Here is a 19,906-nt window from a genome sequence, read left to right on the forward strand (position 1 = left end):
TGTCAGGGCGCCCCACCGGCGCGTCAATGGTTCGTGCGGAACCGCTTTCTCAGCGCACGGGGCTCGGTGTGCGCGGGCTCGGCGCGAGGGCCGTGGCGCGGTCCCGGCTGTCGTCGTCGCCCACCCGGTAGACACCGGGGGCGATGCTGACGGAGTTGTCCCGGACCGCGCGGCCGAGGCCCGGTTGCGACTCGGGCCACCGGGTTCCCGTGGACCATCGGGCGCCCGCGAGGTCGTCCAGGCTCAGCGGGCCGGAGGCGGTACTCAGGTCCGTGCCGGTGAGGTCGCAGTTACGCAGGTCGGTGGCGTCGATCGCCGTGCCGCGCAGCGTCGCCCCGCTCAGGTCGGCGTCCGTGAGAACGGCACGCCGCAGATCGGCGTCGGACAGGTCCGCCTGCCGCAGGGACGCCGCCGCGAGCCGGGCCCGGAAGAGGTCCGCCATGACGAGACGCGCGTCGTCGAGGACCGCCCCGCCGAGGTCGGCGTCGGTCAGCTCGGCTTCCGTCAGATCCGCCCCGGTGAGACCGGCCCCGGTCAGCACCGCCCCGCCGAGATCCGCCCCGCGCAGGTCCGAGAAACCCAGGTCGGTCCGGCTCAGGTTCGCAGTCCGGAGATCTGCGCCGGGCAGCCGCACCTGGTAGAGATTGCCGCCGGCCAGGTCGGCCCCGCGCAGACGCACGCGCTGCTCGCCGCCCTCCTCGTCCGGCCCGCCGGGCCGCAGGGCCTGCGCGAGCCGGTCCACCTCGCTGTCGGGCAGCGCTTCGTCACCATGACGGGCGATGGCCTCCGCGGCGGCGGCCCGGCCCTCCTCCGGGCTGTCCGGCGAGGCCAGGTAGAGAAGTTCTCGCAGCAGCTGCTCCGAAGTCCTCTTCGTCATCGTGGCTCCATCATGGGCCGTGGCGGGTCGGGCGGTCTCTGCGGCGGCGCGACCGCGCACTCGGGGCACCGGGTGGGGGCGCCCGACCGCAGGAGCGACAACCCCAGGTTCTGCACCTCCCGTTCGGCGGTGCGCAGCGCGTCCCGCCGTTTGAGCCCTTCCATGTCCCTGCTGCGCAGCAGCCTGTTGACGAGGAGCTGCCAGTGGTCCTCAGCCGTGTTCCAGTCGCCGTCGTGCCAGGCGGCGGCGAACTTCTCGACGAACTCGGCGGGAGCGCCGCCCTCTTCGTGGAGCTCGTGAAGGGACCGCACGCTCATCGCCCGTCGGAGTTCGACGCCACCGTGGAACTCCGCCTCAGCTCTTCGAGTATCTCGGACAACTCCCGTGTGCGGTGGGCCTGGATCTGGGCGCTCACCACGTAGCCGACGGCTCCTCCCACGAAGGCCGGGATCGCAGCCCATCCCACGATCGACAGCGGCCACGCCGCCCACGTGGGACGGGCGTCCCCCGGCGAGTCGATACCGACGAGCACGTTGTACGCGTCGGTCCAGCCCATCAGCGCCCCGTTGAGGACGTACAGGCCGAGGAAGACCAGCAGGACGGGCAGCGCGCGCAGCAGGAGCCAGCGGTGCAGCCGTGACAGTGCGTCCCGCGACCGCCACCAGCGCAGCAGCCGGCGGCGCGGGCCGGGGCGCGGAGGGGGCTGGACGGCGGGCGTGCCTGAGCTCACACGTCCGAAGGTAGCCGATCCGGCGGCGCCGGACCCAGCCCGCCAACTGGGCGGAGCGTCTGACGGGTTGGCTGCCGGCCATGGCTGGACAGAACCCCCGGCCTCGCGCAGGATGTGGGCGATGCGGCCCGACCCCAGACGCTTCCTCACCCACGCGGTCCGTCGTGTCGCGCGCGCCGAGCATCCGGCGCAGGTGCTCCAGGAACTCTGCGGGACGACGGTGCCGTCCGTCGCGGACGCCCTCGTCGTGTATCTCGACGCCGCTCCGGACTCCGCGGATCCTGCGGCCTCCCGGGCGCGGCTGCGCCTGAGCGGCACCGGGTACCGCCCCCGGCGGACCGCCGCGCCGCGCCCGGCCCGGGCTGCCGCCGTCGCACAGTACCTCCCGGCCGATGTGTCGCCCGATGCCGGTGAGGTGTGGCAGCCCGGCCCCCGGGAGGGGCTCGGCGGTGCGATGGGCGGGGCGTTGCGCGTCACCGTGCCGATGGCGGAGTCCGGCGTCCTGGCGAAGGTCCTGCAGACGGGCGAGCCGCTGGGCAGGGACAGCAACGACCTGGATCCGGCCCTGCGTGAACTGCTCGGGCCGAACCCCCGGCTGCCGAGGGGGGACCGGGTCCTGCTCGTCCCCCTGGTCGGCCCACGCGGAGTGGTGGGTGCCGCCCTCTTCCTGCGACGGCCGGACCGGGACGTCTTCCGTGCGGAGGACAAGCAGGTGCTCGGCGAGCTGTCGGCCCATGCGGCGCTCGGTGTGACGGGGACGTCGTCGGCCCCGCGCACCGCTCCATCCCGAGCAGCGGCCGGCACGCCGCCGCGGCAGGAGGGGGACCGGCTGCGGTTCGTGGGTGCCGCGACCCGGCGGATCAGCCGGGCCATGGAGCTCGACGAGATCCTCACCGGGCTGTGCCGGGCCGTGGTGCCCACCTTCGCGGACGCGGTCCTCGTCCATCTGCGTGAGCCGCTGCCGGTCGGCGACGAGCGGCCGGCCGGCCCCATGGCGCTGCGGCTGGTCCGCGACGAGCGGTTGCCGGCGGAGGAAGACCCGGACGCCGTCCTGTTCGCGGACCCCCGAGCCGCCGACCCGCGCCAGGTGCGGAACGGTGGCGCGCTCGCCGAAGTACTGCGGGGCGTGCGCCCGGTTTTCACCGACGCCCCCGCAGCTCGTGCCGCCCTGTCCGAACTGCTCGGTGACGACGTCGAGTCCACGGTTCCGGAGGGAGAACGCGCGATCCTCGCGCCGCTGCGCGGCCGGCGCCGGGTCATCGGCGCGGCCGTGTTCCTGCGCCGCCCCGAGCGCGTGCCGTTCGAGGCCAACGACCTCCTCGTCGCCGCCCAGCTCGCCACGCACAGTGCCCTCGGTATCGACAAGGCGGTCCTCTACGGCCGCGAGGCCTACATCGCGGACGAACTGCAGCGCACCATGCTGCCCGAGACCCTGCCCAGCCCGGCCGGTGTCCGCCTCGCCGCCCGCTATCTGCCCGCCGCCGAATCGGCTCGCGTCGGCGGCGACTGGTACGACGCCATCCCGCTGCCGGGCAACCGGGTCGCCCTGGTCGTCGGCGACGTGATGGGCCACTCCATGACGTCGGCCGCCATCATGGGCCAGCTGCGCACCACCGCCCAGACCCTCGCCGGTCTCGACCTGCCGCCGCAGGAGGTCCTGCACCACCTCGACGAACAGGCCCAGCGCCTCGGTTCCGAGCATATGGCGACCTGCCTGTACGCGGTCTACGACCCGGTGTCGCACCGCATCACCATCGCCAACGCCGGTCATCCGCCGCCCGTCCTGCTCCACCTGGGCGGCCGTGCCGAGGTGCTGCGCGTGCCGCCCAATGCTCCCATCGGAGTCGGCGGTGTCGACTTCGAGCCGGTCGAACTCGACGCACCCTCCAACGCGTCCCTGCTGCTGTACACCGACGGCCTGGTCGAGTCGCGGCTGCGGGACGTGTGGACCGGCATCGAGCAGCTGCGCGCGAGGGTGGAGGTCACCGCCCTGCTCACCGGCCCCGACGAGCCGCCGCCCCTGGAAGCACTGTGCGAAGAGGTGCTCGACATGCTCGGACCGGGCGACCGGGACGACGACATCGCGCTCCTCGCCGCCCGCTTCGACGGCATCGCACCCGACGACGTGGCGTACTGGTTCCTGGAGCCGGAGGACACCGCCCCCGGCCGGGCCCGCCGCCTGACCCGGCGCGCCCTGTCCCGCTGGGGCCTGGAGGAACTCAGCGACTCGGTCGAGCTGCTGGTCAGCGAGGTCGTCACCAACGCCGTGCGGCACGCCTCCCGGCCGGTCACACTCCGGCTGCTGCGCACGGACGTCCTGCGGTGCGAGGTGGGCGACGACGTCCCGCAGTTGCCGCGGCTGCGGCACGCCCGCGCCACGGACGAGGGCGGACGCGGGCTGTACCTGGTGAACCGGCTGGCCCGGCGCTGGGGCGCGACCCGGCTCAGCACCGGCAAGGTCGTCTGGTTCGAGATCGCCCGGCCGTGAAGCGTCTCTCCGGGACCTGGGCGCCCTTCGGGGACGGCACGGTCCAGTCCGTCGACACGGTCACCGGCACCCCGGCAGGGGGCGCTGACGGTCGGCGGGTCGGCCTTCGACGTCGCCCTGGACCGGAACGGCGGCGCGGCGTGCGTCACCACCGTTCAGCTCGCCGTGCGGCGGATCCGGCCCGCGTACTTCTTCTCCAGCGCCAGGTTGCCCTCGAAGCCGCCGGGCACGTTGGCCGAGACGTAGACCGGGGGGCGCTCGCCGGCGGCGAGGAGGCGGCCGGCGGCCTCGGCGACCGTCATCTGGACCAGCATCACGCCGGTGAGCGTGGACAGGGCGCAGACCGAGCCGCCGCCGGGGAGTTCGAGCAGACTGTCGCCGCGCGGGGCCGCGCTGTCGAGGACGACGTCGGCGATGTCGGCCAGCTTCCGGCCGCTGGGATGGGCGGCGGGGACGGCCCGGGTGTGGGCGAGGGAGGTGAGGGCCAGGACGCGGTGGCCGTGTTCCTTGGCGTGCAGGGCCATCTCCACGATGACGTTGTTGACGCCGGAGTTGGAGATGACGACGAACAGGTCCTGGGGATGCGGCGCGGCCAGCTCGTAGAGCCGGGCGGCCACCCCGGCCCGGCGTTCGAGGAGGGGGTCGTCGAGGACGGCCGGGTCCTCGCCGCCGTAGAGGACGAGGTCGGCGATGCTCAGCCGGTTGGTGGAGACCAGTCCGCCCGCACGGCCGGCGAGTTCGAGGACGAGGGCCTGCGAGTGGCCGGTGCCGAAGGCCTGGACGACGCCCTCCGCGCGGACGCACTCGGCGACCAGGTCCGCGGCGGCGGCCACGTCGGGTCGATGAGCCGCTTGAGGGTGTCGGGCACGCTCGTGGTGCCGGCGAAACCGGCGACGAGGCAGCGGTGGGCGGCCTCGTCGAGGCCGGCAGGCAGGGGCGCTGAGTGGGTCACCCCGGGAATCCTGTGGCTCACCCAAGGCCCTCTGTCGGGCGGACCTGCCGAAACGTTCCTGAAGTTCGTCCGTCACCCACTCGCACCCCACCCGCAGCCGCTAGCCTCGTAAGTCACCGAAGGTGAACGGGGGTTGCCCATGGTGAACGCTGATCGCACGCCGCCGGAGTGCCCTGGGGGACATGACGGCATGCCGGAGAGCGGCGCCGGGGTCCACCTCCAGGATCAGCTCGAAATCCTCATCCAGGACTTCCGCACGAGCGCCGAGCCGCCGATGCCGGTGTTCGTCGTGCACCCGCAGGACAGCGCGGACGACGACGCCGTGGCCGGCCTGGTCCGGCAGCTGTACGCGGGCCAGGAGGCGCACGGCACGCGCTGCGCGGTGGCGCAGGACCTCTACGAGGGCCCCACGGAGGTGCGCCGGGCCGCGGCCATGGTGCGGGCGCTGAGCGACCCGAAGAAGTGGGGCGGCCCGAAGGCGGTCTACCGGCGCTACGCGTTCCCGCGGCTGCGGCTGGTGCACGCCATCGACGACGCGGTCGCGGCACTCGGCGACACCTGGCCGGCGCCCGCCCCGGGCACCCCCGAGGCCGGGCAGGACCAGCGGCAGCGGCTGCTCGACCGGCTGGCCCGGCAGCGCTGGCGCCCCGAGGGCACCGCCCGCTGGCGCTCGGGCCTGCCGCTGTTCGACATGGCGCACATCCTGCCCGCGAGCCTCGTGACCGTGCTGGCCGCGCTCCTCGCCCGCAGCGACTGGTTCGTGGCGGTGGCGGCCGGTCTCGCCTTCCTGCTGCTGCTGACCGTCCTCAACTACGTCCTGCCGGGACGGGCGCCGATCTTCCTGTGGCTGCGGCGGGAGAGCCGCTGGTTCATGACGACGACCTTCCTCAGGGCGGCCGACCAGGACGATCCCACCGAGGTGTCGCTGCTGCGGCCGGTGCGCTCCTGGAAGGCGATCGCGGCCCGGGCGTACGACGTGGCCGAGGCCCTCACGGCGGGCGGCGACTTCCACCTCCAGCTGTGCGTGCTGGCGTTGCGGGAGGACCTGCGGGACAACCACCGCCGCTGGAGCTGGGACCTGCGCGGCTTCAAACGGCCGCGCCCGCCCATGCTGTTCCTGCCGCACGCGGACGATCGCAACGGCGGCATCGAACTGATCCGCGCCATCAGCGACGTCCGCAGCCGGCGCAGCGAGCTCGATCCGCTGCTGGTGGTCGCGGCGGTCCGCTCCCACGACGTGCCGCTCCTGGAGCGCGGTGTGGTCCGGACGGCGCCCGACCCGGACCCCGCACCGCCCCGGTTCGGCGAGCGGCTGCGCGCCTGGCACCGGGAGTGGGCACGCAATCTGCGCGCGGAGCAGTCGCCCAGCCGGGAGCGGTCCGTCCTGCCCTGGGTGATGAAGATCCCGCTGCCGCACGACCAGCTCGGTCCCGTCGAGGAACGCCGCCGCCATCTGCGGGCCGCCACCCGGCCGACGCTCGCCCGGCTGGTGTGGGCCCTGCACACCCTGGTCCTGGTGATCGTCCTGCTGGCCGCCGGCACCGTCATGCGGGCCGACTCGCTCCACGACCGGTACTGCTCGGCATCCGTACTGACCGCCAACCGGGACACCCGGCTCGCCCGGGCACCCGGCGGCGGCACGGAGTGCATCGGCATAGCGACAGGCGGCGTCCGCTTCGCCGACTGGCTGCACACGCCCGAGCCCTCCGACGAGGTCGGGACACTGACGGCCGACGAGGAAACGCCGTGGACGGTGGACGAACTGGAGGACCGCATCGCCGGACAGAACGCGGACGTCCTCGCACACCACTCCGGCAAGTACGTCACCGTCGTCTACGCCGGGCCGCTGAGCGCCGATCCGGCGGCCGGCTCGTCGTTCGTCAAGGGCATCGAGGAGCTGGCGGGTGTCTATCTGGCGCAGGCCGTCATCAACAAGAACTCCAGTGTGAAGCTGCGCGTCCTGGTCGCCAACGGCGGCGTGGACCTCGGCCACCAGGAGGAGATGGCCGAGGCCATCGCCGCGTACGCCGCCGACGACCCGACCGTGGTGGGGGTCGTCGGCACCGGCCGCGACCTGGAGTCGAGCAGGGCGACGACGCGCACCCTGCTTCAGGCCGGTCTGCCGGTCGTCTCCGGCACCAACTCCGCCACGTATCTGCCCCGCGAGTTCGCCAACTGGTTCAGCCTGGCCGCCACCGACGAGTGGCAGACCGAGCAACTCGGCCTGATCGCGGCCCAGTTGCGCACCCCGGGCAAACGGCAGTACGCCCTCGTCCTGGCCCGCGACACGGCGCGGACCGACGACCTGTACACCGACGAACAGGCCCGCTACGGCCAGCGGATGCTGCGCCGGCAGGGCTTCACCCCGCTCAAGGCGCGCCGCTACGTCCTCAGCGGGGGCAAGCCCGAACTCCGCTCGCACGCCCAGGAGATCTGCCGGGGCGGCCGGGTCCCGTCCGTGATCTATTTCGCGGGCCGGGTGGAGGACGTCGATCCCCTGATGACCCAGCTGGGCACCGAGCCGGGCTGCGCCGGAAAGCCCCTGTCCATCTTCACGGGCGACGACCTGTCCAAGGCCGACTTCACCGCCGGCGGGCAGTCCGTCGCACCGAAGGTCACGCTGTACCACGCGGCCCTGGCCGAGCTGAAGGCGGCCGCCACCAGGACGACCTTCTACCTCTCGGCCGCCGCGTACCTGCCCGGTCTGGACGACCGGCGCCTGCGCTACGACAGCCCCGCCCTGGCCAGCGGCCAGACCGCCCTGTCCCACGACGCGACCCGCGCCCTGTACTGGGCGGCCACCCGCGACGACCGGCCGCAGAGCCGCGCCTCGACCTGGGTGAACCTGCGCAGCGTCAAGATCGAGGGCATGGCCACCGGCACCATCGACTTCACCCGGGCCCCGCTGTACGACGACCGCACCGGCCACAGCATCGTCCTCAAGCGGGTCCGCCGCGCCGGCGACGGCACCGCCGAGTCCCGCGTGCTGTGCAGCCGCACCGCGGGGGACACCCGGCCCCTCACGCGGAAGGAGTGCCGGATCCGGTGACGGCGCGGCCCGCCTCAGCCCTCGCCGGGCGCCAGCCGCAGCGCGATGCTGTTGATGCAGTACCGCTGGTCGGTGGGGGTCGGATACCCCTCACCCTCGAACACGTGCCCGAGGTGGGAGCCGCAGCGGGCGCAGCGCACCTCGGTGCGGACCATGCCGTGGGAACGGTCCTCGATCAGCTCCACCGCGTCGGTGTCCTTCGGGTCGAAGAAGGACGGCCAGCCGCAGTGGGACTCGAACTTCGTGTCGGAGGTGAACAGCTCCGCCCCGCAGGCGCGGCAGGAGTAGACGCCCCGGGTCTTGGTGTCGGTGTACTCACCGGTGAAGGCGGGTTCCGTGGCCGCCTGGCGCAGCACCGCGTACTCGCCCGGGGTCAGCTCCGCGCGCCACTGCTCGTCCGGCTTCTCGACGTCGTACGGCATGAGCCTCCAGCCCCTCAGTTCGACAGACGGTCCAGGATGCGCGGGCCGAGGTCGGTGACGTCGCCCGCTCCCATGGTGAGAACGAGATCCCCGGCCTTCGCCATTCCCGCGACCACGGCGGGCACGTCCGCCTTGTCGTGCACCGGCGTCACGTCCGCGCCCGCCGCCCGGGCCGCCTCGATGATCAGCTCGCTGGTCACGCCGGGGATCGGGTCCTCACGGGCCGGGTAGATGTCCAGCACGACCGAGGCGTCCGCCAGGGCCAGGGACTGGCCCATCTCCTTGCCCAGCTCCTGGGTCCGCGAGAACAGGTGCGGCTGGAAGACGACCAGGATCCGGGCGTCGCCCGCCGCCCCGCGCATGGCTTCCAGGTCGGCGGTCATCTCGGTGGGGTGGTGCGCGTAGGAGTCGATGACCTGCACGCCCGCGGCCTCGCCCTTGAGCTGGAGCCGTCGCTTCACGCCCGTGTACGCCGCCAGCGCCGGGGCCAGCTCCTCGGCGGGGACGCCGAGCGCCACGCCCGCCGCGAGCGCGGCCACCGCGTTGTGCGCGTAGTGGCGGCCGGGCACGGAGACCGTGAAGGTCAGCTCCTTGCCCTCCAGCACCACGGTGACCTCGCTCTTCAGGCCCTGCGGCACGACCGACAGGATGCGCACGCCGGCGTCCTTCGACTCGCCGTACGTCACCACCCGCACGCCGCGTCCCGCGACCCGGCGGGTCAGCTCGCGCGCGCCCTCGTGATCGGCCGCGATCACCAGCGTGCCGCCCTCGGTGACGCGGTCCACGAACGTCTCGAACGACTGGTAGATCTCGTCCATCGACGCGTAGTTGGCGTGGTGGTCGAGCTCGACGTTGAGGACGATCGCGACCTCGGGCGCGTACTTGTGGAAGCTGCGGTCCGACTCGTCCGCCTCGGCGACGAAGATCTCGCCCTCGCCGTGCAGCGCGTTGGAGCCGGGCGCGTCCAGGTCCCCGCCGATCGCGTACGACGGCTTCAGGCCCAGTTCGCCGAGCGACACCGCCAGCATCGAGGTCGTGGTCGTCTTGCCGTGCGTACCGGCGACCGCGATCGGGCGCAGGCCCTCCATCAGGGCGGCGAGCGCGTCGGAGCGGTGCACGACGGGGATGCCGAGCTCGGCCGCGCGGGCCAGCTCGGGGTTGTCCTGCCGGATCGCCGACGACACGACCACACAGCTGGCGTCGTCGGCCAGGTGCTCGGCGGCGTGCCCGATGCGCACGGTCACGCCCAGCGCCCGCAGCGCCTCGGCCGTCGCGGACTCCCTGGCGTCACTGCCCGCCACGACGGCCCCGCGCTGCGCGAGGATCTTCGCGATCCCCGACATCCCGGCCCCGCCGATGCCGATGAAGTGCGGTCGGTCCATGGCGGTGGGAAGGCCGGGTGCCATGCGGATCTCCAAGAGCGTTCAAGGACGGTTAGCGCCCACAGCCTATTTCAGGAGCGCGCGGCACTGTGCCAAGCAGGGGGTGTCCTACGCCTTGCTGTGCGAGAACAGCTTCAGCACCGGCACCCCCACCTTGTGCCGCGCCCGGGAAGCCCAGTCCCGGTGGAAGAACTCCTCCACGTAATGGGGGTCGGTCAGCACGATGACCTCATCCGCGCCGACCTCCTCCACCAGGGACTTCAGCGCGTCCAGCGGATGATCCTCGATCAGCCGCCCCTCGGCTCCGCTCCCGGACGTCCGCAACGCCGCGAGCGAGACCTCCAGCGCCCGCTGCCCGACGCTCAGCGCGTCCTCGCCCTCCGGCGTCTCCCCCTCGCGTACGGCCTCGTCGAGCTCGCCGAGCGCGACGTCGTCGATGGCCCGCAGCAGCCGGTCCGCCTGCTCGCCGCGCGGCTGGAGCAGCACCTGGAAGGAGACCGGCTCCTCCCCGTGCAAGGTCGTGACGAACTCCACGTCGGCGGACGTCAGGGCCTTCTCGATCATCAATACGCTTGTGAACACCAGGCGCCCCTTCTGCTCCCCGGGGCCCGCGGCCCCACTCCTCCGTGGGCCGCCCCGGGCCCTGCGGAAACCATCCTGCCCCGTAGTCGCACGGGCACTGCCGGATCCAGTGTGCCCTCCGGAAACCAAACGGAACGGTACATTCCGCCGATGACCGGACCGGCGACGATCATCGCACCGCTTCCGGACCTACCGACCGGTCCGGTTTCCGGCCGCCGACACCGGTACCCCGTGCCGGGCGGTTCAGTACGTCAGGACCGCCCGTACCGCGTGTACAGGAAGCCGTCCTCCTCCAGCATCGACACCAGCCTGAAGCGCTGCGGCACCGTGACGGCGGGCCCTCCGGCGATGCGCTGCGCGTCGCCCGCGGTGAGCATCGGGGAGACGGTCAGGCACAGCTCGTCCAGCACGCCGGCCGCCACCAGCTGCCCGAGCAGCCGCGGGCCGCCCTCGGTCAGCAGCCGGGTGTGGCCGAGGCCGGCGAGGGCCTGGACGGCACGGGCCGGGTCCACGCCGATGCCGTCCCCGGCGGTGACCACGCGGGCGCCCGCCTTCTCGGCGGCGGCGACCCGGTCCGGGGCGGCCGAGGCTCCCGTGAGGATCAGGGTGGGCACCAGGGGCGAGGTGAACAGCGGCAGCGAGAAGTCCAGGTCCAGGCTGGCGGAGACCACCGCGATCGCGGGCGCGGGGCCCTGCCCGGCCGCTTCCCTCTGCTCCGCGAACTCGGCACGCGCGCGTGCCGGCCGGTAGCCCTCCTGGCGCACCGTCTGCGCGCCGACGACCACGACGTCCGCCAGCGCTCGCAGCGTGCCGAAGATCCGCATGTCGGTGGCGCTGGAGATGGGCTGCGAACGGCCGTCGTGCTGGGCGGCCCCGTCCAGCGTGGACACCATGTTGGCGCGCAGCCACGGCAGCGGCCCGCCGGGCCCCGCCGCGGGATAGGCGTACGCGGCGGCCAGCTCGGCCAGACTCCACTCCCGCCCGGCCGCGCCGCGATCCTCTTCCCCGGGCCTCTCACCCGAGTCCGGAACTGCTGTTTCATCGGTCACAGGGAACAGACGTCGCATGCCGTGCAGTGTTCCACGCGCCTGCGAGCCTGTCCGGCGGACCAAGNNNNCTTGGTCCGCCGGACAGGCTCTAGCATGGTGAACCGTGTCTCCTTCTCCCGCCCCTTCCGGAACCGGCCCGATAACCGACGCGGCCCCGCTCTCCCTGTGCGCCCGTGAGCCGCACGTGCCCGCGGATCGGCTGGTGGCCGAGATGGTGCCGCCGCCGCGGTTCGACTCCGTGCGGTTCAGCACGTACATCCCGGACCCGAACCAGCCCAGCCAGACGGAGGCCGTCCGGGTCCTGGAGGGCTTCGCGGCGGGGCTGGGCGGGACGGCCGACTCGGGCAGGCGGCGGCTGTTCGGATTCGGCAGGGCGCCGAAGAAGGCCCCGGCCGGCCCGCGCGGTGTCTACCTCGACGGCGGTTACGGCGTCGGCAAGACCCATCTGCTGGCGTCCCTCTGGCACGCCACCCCGGCCGAGCCCGCGCTCAAGGCGTTCGGCACCTTCGTGGAGCTGACCAACCTGGTCGGCGCCCTCGGGTTCCAGCAGACCGTCCAGACCCTGTCCGGCCACCGCCTGCTGTGCATCGACGAGTTCGAGCTCGACGACCCCGGGGACACCGTCCTGGTCTCCACCCTGCTCGGCAAGCTCGTCGACGCGGGCGTCGCGCTCGCCGCCACGTCCAACACACTGCCCGGCAAGCTCGGTGAGGGCCGGTTCGCCGCGGCCGACTTCCTGCGCGAGATCCAGGGCCTGTCGGCCCACTTCCGCGCCCTGCGCATCGACGGCGAGGACTACCGCCACCGCGGCCTGCCCGAGGCACCGCCGCCGCACTCCGACGAACAGGTGACCAAGGCGGCGCACGCCACCGAGGGCGCGTCCCTCGACGCGTTCCCGCCCCTACTGGAACACCTGGCCCGGGTCCACCCCAGCCGGTACGGCGCCCTGACCGACGGGATCAAGGCCGTCTGCCTCACCGGCGTGCTGCCGGTTCCCGACCAGTCGACGGCCCTCCGGCTCGTCGTCCTCGCGGACCGGCTCTACGACCGTGAAGTGCCCGTACTGGCCTCCGGCGTGCCCTTCGACCAGCTCTTCAGCGAGGAGATGCTGAACGGCGGCTACCGCAAGAAGTACTTCCGGGCCATCTCCCGGCTCACCGCCCTGGCCCGCGACGCGGGCAACCTGACAAACCCTCGGTAATCAGGCCTGGTTCAAGCCAGCGCACCTACGATTTTCAGGCTCTCTTCAGCTTGAAACGTTAAGTTAACCCTGCAAATGACTTTGCAGGGTTAACGTGTTTCTTGACCAGCCATTGACCAAGTGATGGTCAACGCTAGATGTGCGAATCACCTGAAGGGGGGCGCATGTACCGAGGTACGACGGCACGGACCGTGGTTTCGATCCTCGCCGCCGTCCTGCTCGCCCTCCAGTTCTTCGCACCTACGGCGTCCTTCGCATCCGCGCACACGCCCAGTGAAGTTGAGGCCAAGGCTCAACCCGGGACTGAACCTTCCGGCATGTCTTCCCGCGCCGGAGCCAAGTTCTCCGGGAAGGCTCTGCGCGATGAGATCGCGACCTGCCGCGCCGGACACCACGGGGGCCCGACCGGCCCCCTGCGGACCCGCGACCGGTTCCACGGCACCGACTCGGCGCCCTCGGCGCCCGATCGGCACCTGCTGAGGCACATCCCGCCGGCAGCAGCGGACCGGGTCACCCCCGGCGTCGCGCACGAACGCACGTCGAGATCCTCGGCGTCCCATACTCCGGCAGCGCTTCAGGTCTTCCGCTGCTGAGGAACAGAGCAGTTCCATCCCCCACCTCTGTCATGCCCGTCCGACGCGCCCCCACTGCGCGCCAGGAGGAATCACCGCTTATGCAACCCCTCATCGACAACGCCCGCACGTTCGGACAGCGCCCTGAGGAGTTCGCCCGCCTCGCCGAGGGCCAGTCCCCCGACGTCCTGTTCATCACCTGTTCCGACTCCAGGGTCGTACCGGCCCTGATCACGGGCGCCCGGCCCGGCGAGCTCTTCGAGCTGCGCACCGCGGGCAACATCGTCCCCCCGTACGCCTTGGAGCACCCCACGTCCGAGGCGGCCACCATCGAGTACGCCGTGGAAGTGCTCGGCGTCAAGGACATCGTGGTCTGCGGCCACTCGCACTGCGGTGCCGTGGGCGCGGTGGTCCGGGGCGACGACCTCGCCGCCGTACCGGCGGTGCGCGACTGGCTCGCGCACGCCGCCGAAGAGCCCAAGTGCGAGGACCCGGCCGACCCGACGGTCGCCGAAGCCGTGCAGAACCACGTCCTCACCCAGGTGCTGCGGCTGCGGTCGTACCCGTGCGTCGAGCGCCGGCTGGCGGAGGGCCGGCTCGGCCTGCACGCCTGGTTCTACGAAGTGCACACCGGAACCGTGTGGCAGCACCACGCGGAGACCGACACCTTCGAGACCCTGTGAGGGACACCATGACCAAGTTCCCTTACCTGAGGCAGGACTTCCTCGCCTCCATCGTCGTCTTCCTCGTCGCCGTGCCGCTCTGCATCGGCGTGGCCGTCGCCTCCGGTGTCCCGGCCGAACTCGGCCTGATCACCGGCATCGTGGGCGGCCTCGTCACCGGCCTCATGCGCGGCAGCAGCCTCCAGGTGTCCGGGCCTGCCGCCGGTATGACCGTGCTGGTCTTCGAGGCGGTCAGTGAGTTCGGGGTGGCCTCACTCGGTGTGATCGTGCTGATGGCCGGTCTGCTCCAGCTCGCCATGGGCTTCCTGGGGATAGGCCGCTGGTTCAGGGCGATATCCGTCTCCGTCGTCGAGGGCATGCTCTGCGGCATCGGCCTGGTGATCATCGCCGGGCAGATCTACGCGGCGGCGGGCCTGAAGGCGCCGGAGTCCGGCATCGGCAAGATCGCGGGGCTGCCGGGGGCGTTCACCGACGCCCTGGGCAGCACCGAGGCCATGACGTCGCTCGCGATCGGCGCGGGCGCCATCGCCGTCATCGTGCTGTGGAAGAAGCTGCCGAAGGCCGTGCAGTCCGTGCCGGGCGCCCTCGCCGCGGTGGTCCTGGCCACGCTCGCCACACTCGCCTTCAACCTGCCGGTCGCCACGGTCGAGGTGGAGGGCCTCCTCGGCGTCATCCAGCCGCCCGGCACCGAGGCCCTCGGTGAGCTGGCCGGCCCGGCCATCTGGGGCACGATCATCGCCTTCGCGCTGATCGCCTCCGCGGAGAGCCTGTTCAGCGCGGCGGCCGTGGACCGGCTGCACGACGGTCCGCGCACCCAGTACAACAAGGAGATGATCGCCCAGGGCGCGGGCAACACCGTGTGCGGTCTGCTCGGCGCGCTGCCCATGACCGCGGTGATCGTCCGCAGCTCGGCGAATGTCAACGCGGGTGCGAAGACCAAGGCGTCCCGGGTGCTGCACGGCGTGTGGCTGCTGCTGTTCGCCGCCGCGATGCCGTGGGCCCTGGCCCTGATCCCGCTGCCCGCCCTCGCCGGCATCCTGGTGCACGCGGGCTGGAAGCTGATCCCGTTCCGCCAGGTCGTGGCCCTGTGGCGGGCTCACAAGGGCGAGGCGCTGATCCTCGTCGTCACCGCTGTGTCGATCGTCGCGGTGAACATGTTCGAGGGCGTCCTGATCGGTCTGGCCCTGTCGGTCGTCAAGACCGCCTGGGAGGCCTCGCACGTCAAGCTGGAGGTCATCGACAAGGGCGCCGGTCCGATCCAGGCGTACCTGTCGGGCAACGCGACGTTCCTGCGGCTGCCGAAGATCCTCGACAGCCTGGAGAGCCTGCCCCAGGACCGCCCGGTCGAGCTGGACCTCTCGGGTCTGCACCACCTCGACCACGCCTGCCGCACGGCCCTGGAGAGCTGGGCCGAACGCCACAGCGCGACAGGCACGGAGCCGGTGAAGCTCACGGAGCCGCAGCCGGCGCGGGAGACCGAGAAGGTCACGGCCGCGTAGTGACGTAGCCGGAACCAAGTCCGGCGCCAACTGGTCCGGGGCGCGCCTCAGCGGCGCGCTCCGGACCTTCGCGTGTCCGGCCCGGCTCCCTGGGCATGGCCCCGACCCCGATTGAAGGCATATCGTTACATCAGCAGACGAATCGGACCTCTGGACGGGGAGGTCGGCATGGTCGAAGAGCTGATCGGGGCGGTGGCGGCGGCCGGAGCCGCGGGGCTGGTGTATCTGGCCTCGGCGGCGCGGGTCGTCAAGCAGTACGAGCGCGGGGTCGTGTTCCGGCTCGGACGGCTGCACGGGGAGGTGCGGCGGCCCGGGTTCAACCTCATCCTCCCCGTGGCGGAGCGGATGCGTAAGGTCAACCTGCAGATCGTGACCATGCCGGTGCCCGCCCAGGAGGGCATCACCCGCGACAACGTGACCGTGCGGGTCGACGCGGTCGTGTACTTCAAGGTCGTGGACCCGGCGGCCGCGGTCGTCAACGTCGAGGACTACCGTTTCGCGGTCTCCCAGATGGCACAGACCTCCCTGCGCTCGATCATCGGCAAGAGCGAACTGGACGACCTCCTGTCCAACCGGGAGAAGCTCAACCAGGGCCTGGAACTGATGATCGACAGCCCGGCCGTGGAGTGGGGCGTGACCATCGACCGCGTGGAGATCAAGGACGTGTCCCTGCCGGACACGATGAAGCGTTCCATGGCCCGCCAGGCCGAGGCCGACCGCGAGCGGCGGGCCCGGGTGATCAACGCCGACGCCGAGTACCAGGCCTCGAAGAAGCTGTCCCAGGCCGCCCAGCAGATGGCCGACACGCCCTCGGCGCTCCAGCTCCGCCTGCTCCAGACGGTCATGGCCGTGGCGGCGGAGAAGAACTCCACGCTGGTGCTGCCCATCCCGGTGGAGCTCCTGCGGTTCCTGGAGAGGGGTCACCAAGAGGGGGCCGAAGGGGCTCATCAGGAAGGGGACCGGCCGGCACCGGCATCTGCGGACCACCCTGTCGACACGGCCGAACAGGCCATCGACGAGCTGCGGCGGGCGGTAGAGCAGTGAGCCACGCTACGCGCGTGGTTCCCGCGACCCGCACCAGGTGATAGACACAGCGGGATCACAGTTCCTGTCCGCCAGCAGGAAGGTTTCCGCATGTCCACATCCGGTCGTATCGCCACACGACGTCAGATGCTCGCCGGGACGGGCGCCCTGGGCGCCGGGATCGCGTTCTCCGGCGCCCTGTCCGAACTCTTCGCCGGCACCGCCGCCGCCCAGGACCTCGGCCACGGCGGCGGCTACGGCCCGCTCGTCCCCGACCCGAAGGGCCTCCTCGACCTGCCGGAGGGCTTCCGCTACCGGGTCCTGTCCCGCGAGGGAGACCCGCTGCGCTCCGGCGAGGGCAAGGTCCCCTCGAACCACGACGGCATGTCGGCCTTCGCGGGCAGAGGCGGCCGGGTCCATCTGGTCCGCAACCACGAGAACCGCGCCGACGGCAGGGTCCCGGTCCCGACGGTCGAGGGCCTCACCTACGACCCGGCGGGCAAGGGCGGCTGCACGGCCCTGACGCTGGACTCCCGCAACAACGTCCTGTCGGAACGCGTCGCGATCGCCGGCACGGCCGTGAACTGCGCGGGCGGCCCCACCCCCTGGGGCACCTGGCTGACCTGCGAGGAGACCGAGGACAGGGCGGGCACCAACGGCTACACCAAGGACCACGGCTTCATCTTCGAGGTCGACCCGGTCGACCCGCACCGCACGGGAGCGGTACCGCTGACCGCCATGGGCCGCTTCCAGCACGAGGCGATCGCCGTCGATCCCCGGCGGGGCGTGGTGTACGAGACGGAGGACGCCTTCCAGAAGCCCTTCGGCCTGTTCTACCGCTTCCTGCCGAACCGGCCGCTCGGCGGGCGGGGTTCGCTGCGCGCGGGCGGCCGGCTCCAGGCCATGCGCGTGCCCGGCGTGCCGGACCTGTCCACGATCCAGGACACCGGCGCGGAGTTCGACGGCATCGAGTGGGTGGACGTACCGGACCCGCAGGCGGCGCAGACGCCGATCCGGTTCCAGGACTTCGGCCGCGGGGGCATCACGCACGCGCAGAAGCTGGAGGGCTGCTACTGGGGTGGCCGGTCGGTGTACTTCGTGTCGTCGTTCGCCCGCAGCGCGGACGGGTCGGCGGCCGACCACTTCGGGCAGATCTGGCGCTACGACCCGGACCGGCGACGGCTGACCCTGGTGATCGTCTTCGGCCCGGACACCGACGTCCAGCTGCCGGGAGAGTCGCCGGACAACATCTGCCTCGCGCCCAGCGGCGGCCTCATGGTCTGCGAGGACGGCAACGGCGCCCAGCACGTCTTCGGCGTGACCCGGCGCGGCGAGGTGTACGCGATGGCCCGCGGCAGGCAGAACATCGGCTCCCCGGAGGAGCCCGAGTGGGGCGAGTTCGCCGGGGTGACCTTCTCGCCCGACGGCGACACGATGTACGTCAACTGCTACACCCCCGGCACCACGTTCGCGGTGACGGGCCCCTGGCGCCGGTAGGCACGCTCCGCTCCCGTCCGGGGCGCCGGATGCGCGACCCGGCGCCCCGGCGGACGATCGAGGCACAGGACCGGAAGGGGGCCCGGTGACGGCGAAGGACAAGAAGAAGCAGGACGGGGACGAGCGCGGGGCCTCGCTGCGGGAGCGGCTGCGCCTGACCGGCGGCGAGCCGGTCGACCTGGCCCGTCACGACGCCGCCGCCACCCCCGGCGGTCCGGACGGCAAGGCCGCGGGCAAGGCCGCCACGGCCCGGATCGGCGAGCGGCTCGCCGGACTTCAGGAACGGCTGTGGGCGGCGAGCACCGCGGGCGACCGGCGCCGCGTCCTGCTGGTGCTGCAGGGCATGGACACCAGCGGCAAGGGCGGCACGGTCAAGCACGTCATCGGGCTGCTCAACCCGGCCGGCTGCCGGATCACGGCGTTCGGGGCACCGACCGCCGAGGAGCGCGCGCACTCCTTCCTGTGGCGTGTGGAGAAGGCGCTCCCGCTCCCCGGCGAACTGGGCATCTTCGACCGCTCGCACTACGAGGACGTCCTGGTCGCCCGCGTCCGGGACCTCGCGCCACGCGCCGTGATCGAAAGCCGCTACGAGCGGATCAACCGTTTCGAGCGGTCCCTCGCCGACGACGGCGTGACCCTGGTCAAGTGCTTCCTGCACCTCTCCTACGACGAACAGCGCCGCCGTCTGCTCAGGCGCCTCGACAAGCCGGAGAAGCGCTGGAAGTTCGCCCCGTCGGACATCGACGACCGCGCCCTGTGGCCCGCGTACCAGGACGCGTACGAGAGGGCCCTGGAGCGCTGCGGCACCTCGTACGCACCCTGGTACCTGGTCCCGGCCGACCACAAGTGGTACCGCAACTGGGCGGTCAGCACGCTGCTCCTGGAGCACCTGCGGGAGCTGGATCCGCGGTATCCGGAGCCGGACTTCGATGTGGCGGAGAGCCGGAAGCGGCTGCTGCGCCAGCCCTGATCCGGGGCGGTCGGCCCTGATCGGGGAGGTCAGGCGGCCAGCAGGGCGTCGATCTGGCCGACGGCCTCCTTCAGGCCCTCCTCCATGCCCATGGAGACCAGCTGCTCCATCTGCTCACGGGAGTCGAAGAGGGAGCGCATCTCCATCCGGGTGCCGCCGCCGTGCTCGGTGAGCCGCACCGTCACGGACATGGTCGGCATGTCGTCCTTGGGCTTTCCGTCGTCGTCGGCGAAGCCGTCGGTGAACTCCAGGGCCGTCGGCTCGGTGACCGAGGAGACCCGCCACCAGCCGCGGTGCCGGTCGCCCTCCGGGCCGGTCATGAAGTACGTGACCTCTCCGCCGGGGGTCAGGTCGTGCTCCTCCACGGTCGCCGGGTAGGACGGCGGGCCCCACCAGCGCTCCAGCTGCCGGGGGTCGGCCCACAGCCGCCACACCCGCTCCACCGGGGCGGCGAAGTCGGCGATCAGCGTGAGGGTGAGGTGGTCGAGGTCCTTGTCGACACTGGTGACGCTCATCTCTCGGTTCCTTCCGGGGTGTCGTTCTCTTCGCTACCGGGGTCCTCCGCGAGCAGGCAGGCCATCCGGTCCACGCGCCCGCGCCATGCCGACTCGAGCTCGTCGAGGGCCTGGCGGGCGCGGCCCACCGCGTCGGGGTCGGTGCGCACGAGCTGCTCCCGTCCGCTGCGCTGCTTGGCCACGAGGCCGGCCCGTTCCAGCACCGCGACGTGCTTCTGCACTGCCGCGAAGCTCATCGGATAGGCCTCGGCCAGCCGGGAGACCGACAGTTCCCCGCGCACGCAGCGGCGCAGTATGTCCCGGCGGGTGGTGTCCGCCAGGGCGTGGAACAGCCGGTCCACCGTCTCGTCGTTCAGCTCATCAACTTCTACAACCATTTGGTTGTACGTTAGTCCTGCCGGCCCCTTCTGTAAAG

Annotated in this window: 18 protein-coding genes; 8 read left to right on the top strand and 10 right to left on the bottom strand. The window is 72.2% G+C overall.

Annotated features, from left to right (window positions below; all coding sequences use genetic code 11):
• Positions 1-49: 49 nt before the first annotated feature.
• From CCL05_RS04430 to CCL05_RS47075, 3 genes are read right to left on the bottom strand one after another with little or no spacing between them, the layout of a single operon-like run.
• The gene (locus CCL05_RS04430) at positions 50-877 is read right to left on the bottom strand and encodes a pentapeptide repeat-containing protein (protein ID WP_086559157.1); all 828 of its coding nucleotides are present in this window, start codon (positions 875-877) and stop codon (positions 50-52) included.
• Positions 874-1,194, bottom strand: coding sequence for a DUF6313 family protein (locus CCL05_RS47070; RefSeq protein WP_086559158.1), 321 nt, complete (start codon positions 1,192-1,194; stop codon positions 874-876). Before CCL05_RS47070 ends, CCL05_RS04430 begins: the two co-directional genes overlap by 4 nt.
• Positions 1,191-1,607 (bottom strand): DUF6313 family protein, encoded by a 417-nt coding sequence (locus CCL05_RS47075; RefSeq protein WP_086559159.1) that lies wholly within the window; start codon positions 1,605-1,607, stop codon positions 1,191-1,193. Before CCL05_RS47075 ends, CCL05_RS47070 begins: the two co-directional genes overlap by 4 nt.
• A gap of 454 nt (positions 1,608-2,061) precedes the next feature.
• On the opposite strand from CCL05_RS47075, the gene CCL05_RS04445 reads away from it, so the two are divergent.
• On the top strand, positions 2,062-4,095 hold the full coding sequence (locus CCL05_RS04445) for a SpoIIE family protein phosphatase (protein ID WP_107400420.1): 2,034 nt from the start codon (positions 2,062-2,064) through the stop codon (positions 4,093-4,095).
• 155 nt (positions 4,096-4,250) lie between these two features.
• Here CCL05_RS04445 and CCL05_RS04450 read toward each other — a convergent pair whose 3' ends face one another.
• A complete protein-coding gene (locus CCL05_RS04450; protein ID WP_086559186.1) occupies positions 4,251-4,997 on the bottom strand; it encodes a sugar isomerase domain-containing protein in 747 nt (248 codons plus the stop codon).
• Positions 4,998-5,237: 240 nt separating this feature from the next.
• On the opposite strand from CCL05_RS04450, the gene CCL05_RS04455 reads away from it, so the two are divergent.
• Positions 5,238-8,096, top strand: coding sequence for an ABC transporter substrate-binding protein (locus CCL05_RS04455; RefSeq protein WP_167409505.1), 2,859 nt, complete (start codon positions 5,238-5,240; stop codon positions 8,094-8,096).
• Between the two features lie 14 nt (positions 8,097-8,110).
• Here CCL05_RS04455 and msrB read toward each other — a convergent pair whose 3' ends face one another.
• The 4 genes from msrB to CCL05_RS04475 form a co-directional block, all read right to left on the bottom strand.
• Positions 8,111-8,518: a peptide-methionine (R)-S-oxide reductase MsrB gene (gene msrB / locus CCL05_RS04460; protein ID WP_086559161.1), complete on the bottom strand. Its 408-nt coding sequence runs from the start codon at positions 8,516-8,518 to the stop codon at positions 8,111-8,113.
• A 14-nt stretch (positions 8,519-8,532) separates the two neighbouring features.
• Positions 8,533-9,924: a UDP-N-acetylmuramate--L-alanine ligase gene (gene murC, locus CCL05_RS04465; RefSeq protein WP_086559187.1), complete on the bottom strand. Its 1,392-nt coding sequence runs from the start codon at positions 9,922-9,924 to the stop codon at positions 8,533-8,535.
• Positions 9,925-10,008: 84 nt separating this feature from the next.
• Positions 10,009-10,482, bottom strand: coding sequence for an indole-3-glycerol phosphate synthase (locus tag CCL05_RS04470; RefSeq protein ID WP_208641359.1), 474 nt, complete (start codon positions 10,480-10,482; stop codon positions 10,009-10,011).
• Positions 10,483-10,733: 251 nt separating this feature from the next.
• On the bottom strand, positions 10,734-11,549 hold the full coding sequence (locus tag CCL05_RS04475; RefSeq protein WP_086559163.1) for a pyrimidine reductase family protein: 816 nt from the start codon (positions 11,547-11,549) through the stop codon (positions 10,734-10,736).
• Positions 11,550-11,634: 85 nt separating this feature from the next.
• Here CCL05_RS04475 and zapE point away from each other — a divergent pair, with 85 nt between their 5' ends.
• The 6 genes from zapE to CCL05_RS04510 all read left to right on the top strand — a co-directional run bounded on the left by zapE (position 11,635) and on the right by CCL05_RS04510 (position 18,976).
• Complete coding sequence (zapE, locus tag CCL05_RS04480; RefSeq protein WP_086559164.1) at positions 11,635-12,732, top strand: cell division protein ZapE; 1,098 nt, start codon at positions 11,635-11,637, stop codon at positions 12,730-12,732.
• 673 nt (positions 12,733-13,405) lie between these two features.
• On the top strand, positions 13,406-13,987 hold the full coding sequence (locus tag CCL05_RS04490) for a carbonic anhydrase (protein WP_086559166.1): 582 nt from the start codon (positions 13,406-13,408) through the stop codon (positions 13,985-13,987).
• Between the two features lie 8 nt (positions 13,988-13,995).
• The gene (locus CCL05_RS04495; RefSeq protein ID WP_086559188.1) at positions 13,996-15,486 is read left to right on the top strand and encodes a SulP family inorganic anion transporter; all 1,491 of its coding nucleotides are present in this window, start codon (positions 13,996-13,998) and stop codon (positions 15,484-15,486) included.
• Positions 15,487-15,654: 168 nt separating this feature from the next.
• Positions 15,655-16,530 carry a slipin family protein gene (locus CCL05_RS04500; RefSeq protein ID WP_086559167.1) on the top strand — a complete coding sequence of 292 codons (876 nt, stop codon included), beginning with the start codon at positions 15,655-15,657 and terminating at the stop codon, positions 16,528-16,530.
• Between the two features lie 90 nt (positions 16,531-16,620).
• Positions 16,621-18,006: a PhoX family protein gene (locus CCL05_RS04505; RefSeq protein WP_086559168.1), complete on the top strand. Its 1,386-nt coding sequence runs from the start codon at positions 16,621-16,623 to the stop codon at positions 18,004-18,006.
• A gap of 85 nt (positions 18,007-18,091) precedes the next feature.
• Complete coding sequence (locus tag CCL05_RS04510) at positions 18,092-18,976, top strand: PPK2 family polyphosphate kinase (RefSeq protein ID WP_086559169.1); 885 nt, start codon at positions 18,092-18,094, stop codon at positions 18,974-18,976.
• Between the two features lie 29 nt (positions 18,977-19,005).
• Here CCL05_RS04510 and CCL05_RS04515 read toward each other — a convergent pair whose 3' ends face one another.
• Together CCL05_RS04515 and CCL05_RS04520 are read right to left on the bottom strand one after the other, a co-directional pair.
• Positions 19,006-19,491, bottom strand: coding sequence for an SRPBCC family protein (locus CCL05_RS04515; RefSeq protein ID WP_086559170.1), 486 nt, complete (start codon positions 19,489-19,491; stop codon positions 19,006-19,008).
• The gene (locus tag CCL05_RS04520) at positions 19,488-19,868 is read right to left on the bottom strand and encodes an ArsR/SmtB family transcription factor (protein ID WP_086559171.1); all 381 of its coding nucleotides are present in this window, start codon (positions 19,866-19,868) and stop codon (positions 19,488-19,490) included. The genes CCL05_RS04515 and CCL05_RS04520 overlap by 4 nt, the downstream gene beginning before the upstream one ends.
• Positions 19,869-19,906 lie beyond the last annotated feature (38 nt).

The organism is Streptomyces africanus, from assembly GCF_002150735.1.
GTDB lineage: Bacteria > Actinomycetota > Actinomycetes > Streptomycetales > Streptomycetaceae > Streptomyces > Streptomyces africanus.

Excerpts from the sequence above, each read along its gene's own strand:
- CCL05_RS04455 (WP_167409505.1), top strand. The coding sequence starts at position 5,238 with ATGCCGGAGAGCGGCGCCGGGGTCCACCTCCAGGATCAGCTCGAAATC.
- CCL05_RS04430 (WP_086559157.1), bottom strand. The coding sequence starts at position 877 with ATGACGAAGAGGACTTCGGAGCAGCTGCTGCGAGAACTTCTCTACCTG.
- CCL05_RS04520 (WP_086559171.1), bottom strand. The coding sequence starts at position 19,868 with ATGGTTGTAGAAGTTGATGAGCTGAACGACGAGACGGTGGACCGGCTG.
- CCL05_RS04505 (WP_086559168.1), top strand. The coding sequence starts at position 16,621 with ATGTCCACATCCGGTCGTATCGCCACACGACGTCAGATGCTCGCCGGG.
- CCL05_RS47070 (WP_086559158.1), bottom strand. The coding sequence starts at position 1,194 with ATGAGCGTGCGGTCCCTTCACGAGCTCCACGAAGAGGGCGGCGCTCCC.
- CCL05_RS04475 (WP_086559163.1), bottom strand. The coding sequence starts at position 11,549 with ATGCGACGTCTGTTCCCTGTGACCGATGAAACAGCAGTTCCGGACTCG.
- msrB (WP_086559161.1), bottom strand. The coding sequence starts at position 8,518 with ATGCCGTACGACGTCGAGAAGCCGGACGAGCAGTGGCGCGCGGAGCTG.
- CCL05_RS04500 (WP_086559167.1), top strand. The coding sequence starts at position 15,655 with ATGGTCGAAGAGCTGATCGGGGCGGTGGCGGCGGCCGGAGCCGCGGGG.
- CCL05_RS04490 (WP_086559166.1), top strand. The coding sequence starts at position 13,406 with ATGCAACCCCTCATCGACAACGCCCGCACGTTCGGACAGCGCCCTGAG.
- CCL05_RS04515 (WP_086559170.1), bottom strand. The coding sequence starts at position 19,491 with ATGAGCGTCACCAGTGTCGACAAGGACCTCGACCACCTCACCCTCACG.
- CCL05_RS04445 (WP_107400420.1), top strand. The coding sequence starts at position 2,062 with ATGGGCGGGGCGTTGCGCGTCACCGTGCCGATGGCGGAGTCCGGCGTC.
- CCL05_RS04495 (WP_086559188.1), top strand. The coding sequence starts at position 13,996 with ATGACCAAGTTCCCTTACCTGAGGCAGGACTTCCTCGCCTCCATCGTC.
- murC (WP_086559187.1), bottom strand. The coding sequence starts at position 9,924 with ATGGCACCCGGCCTTCCCACCGCCATGGACCGACCGCACTTCATCGGC.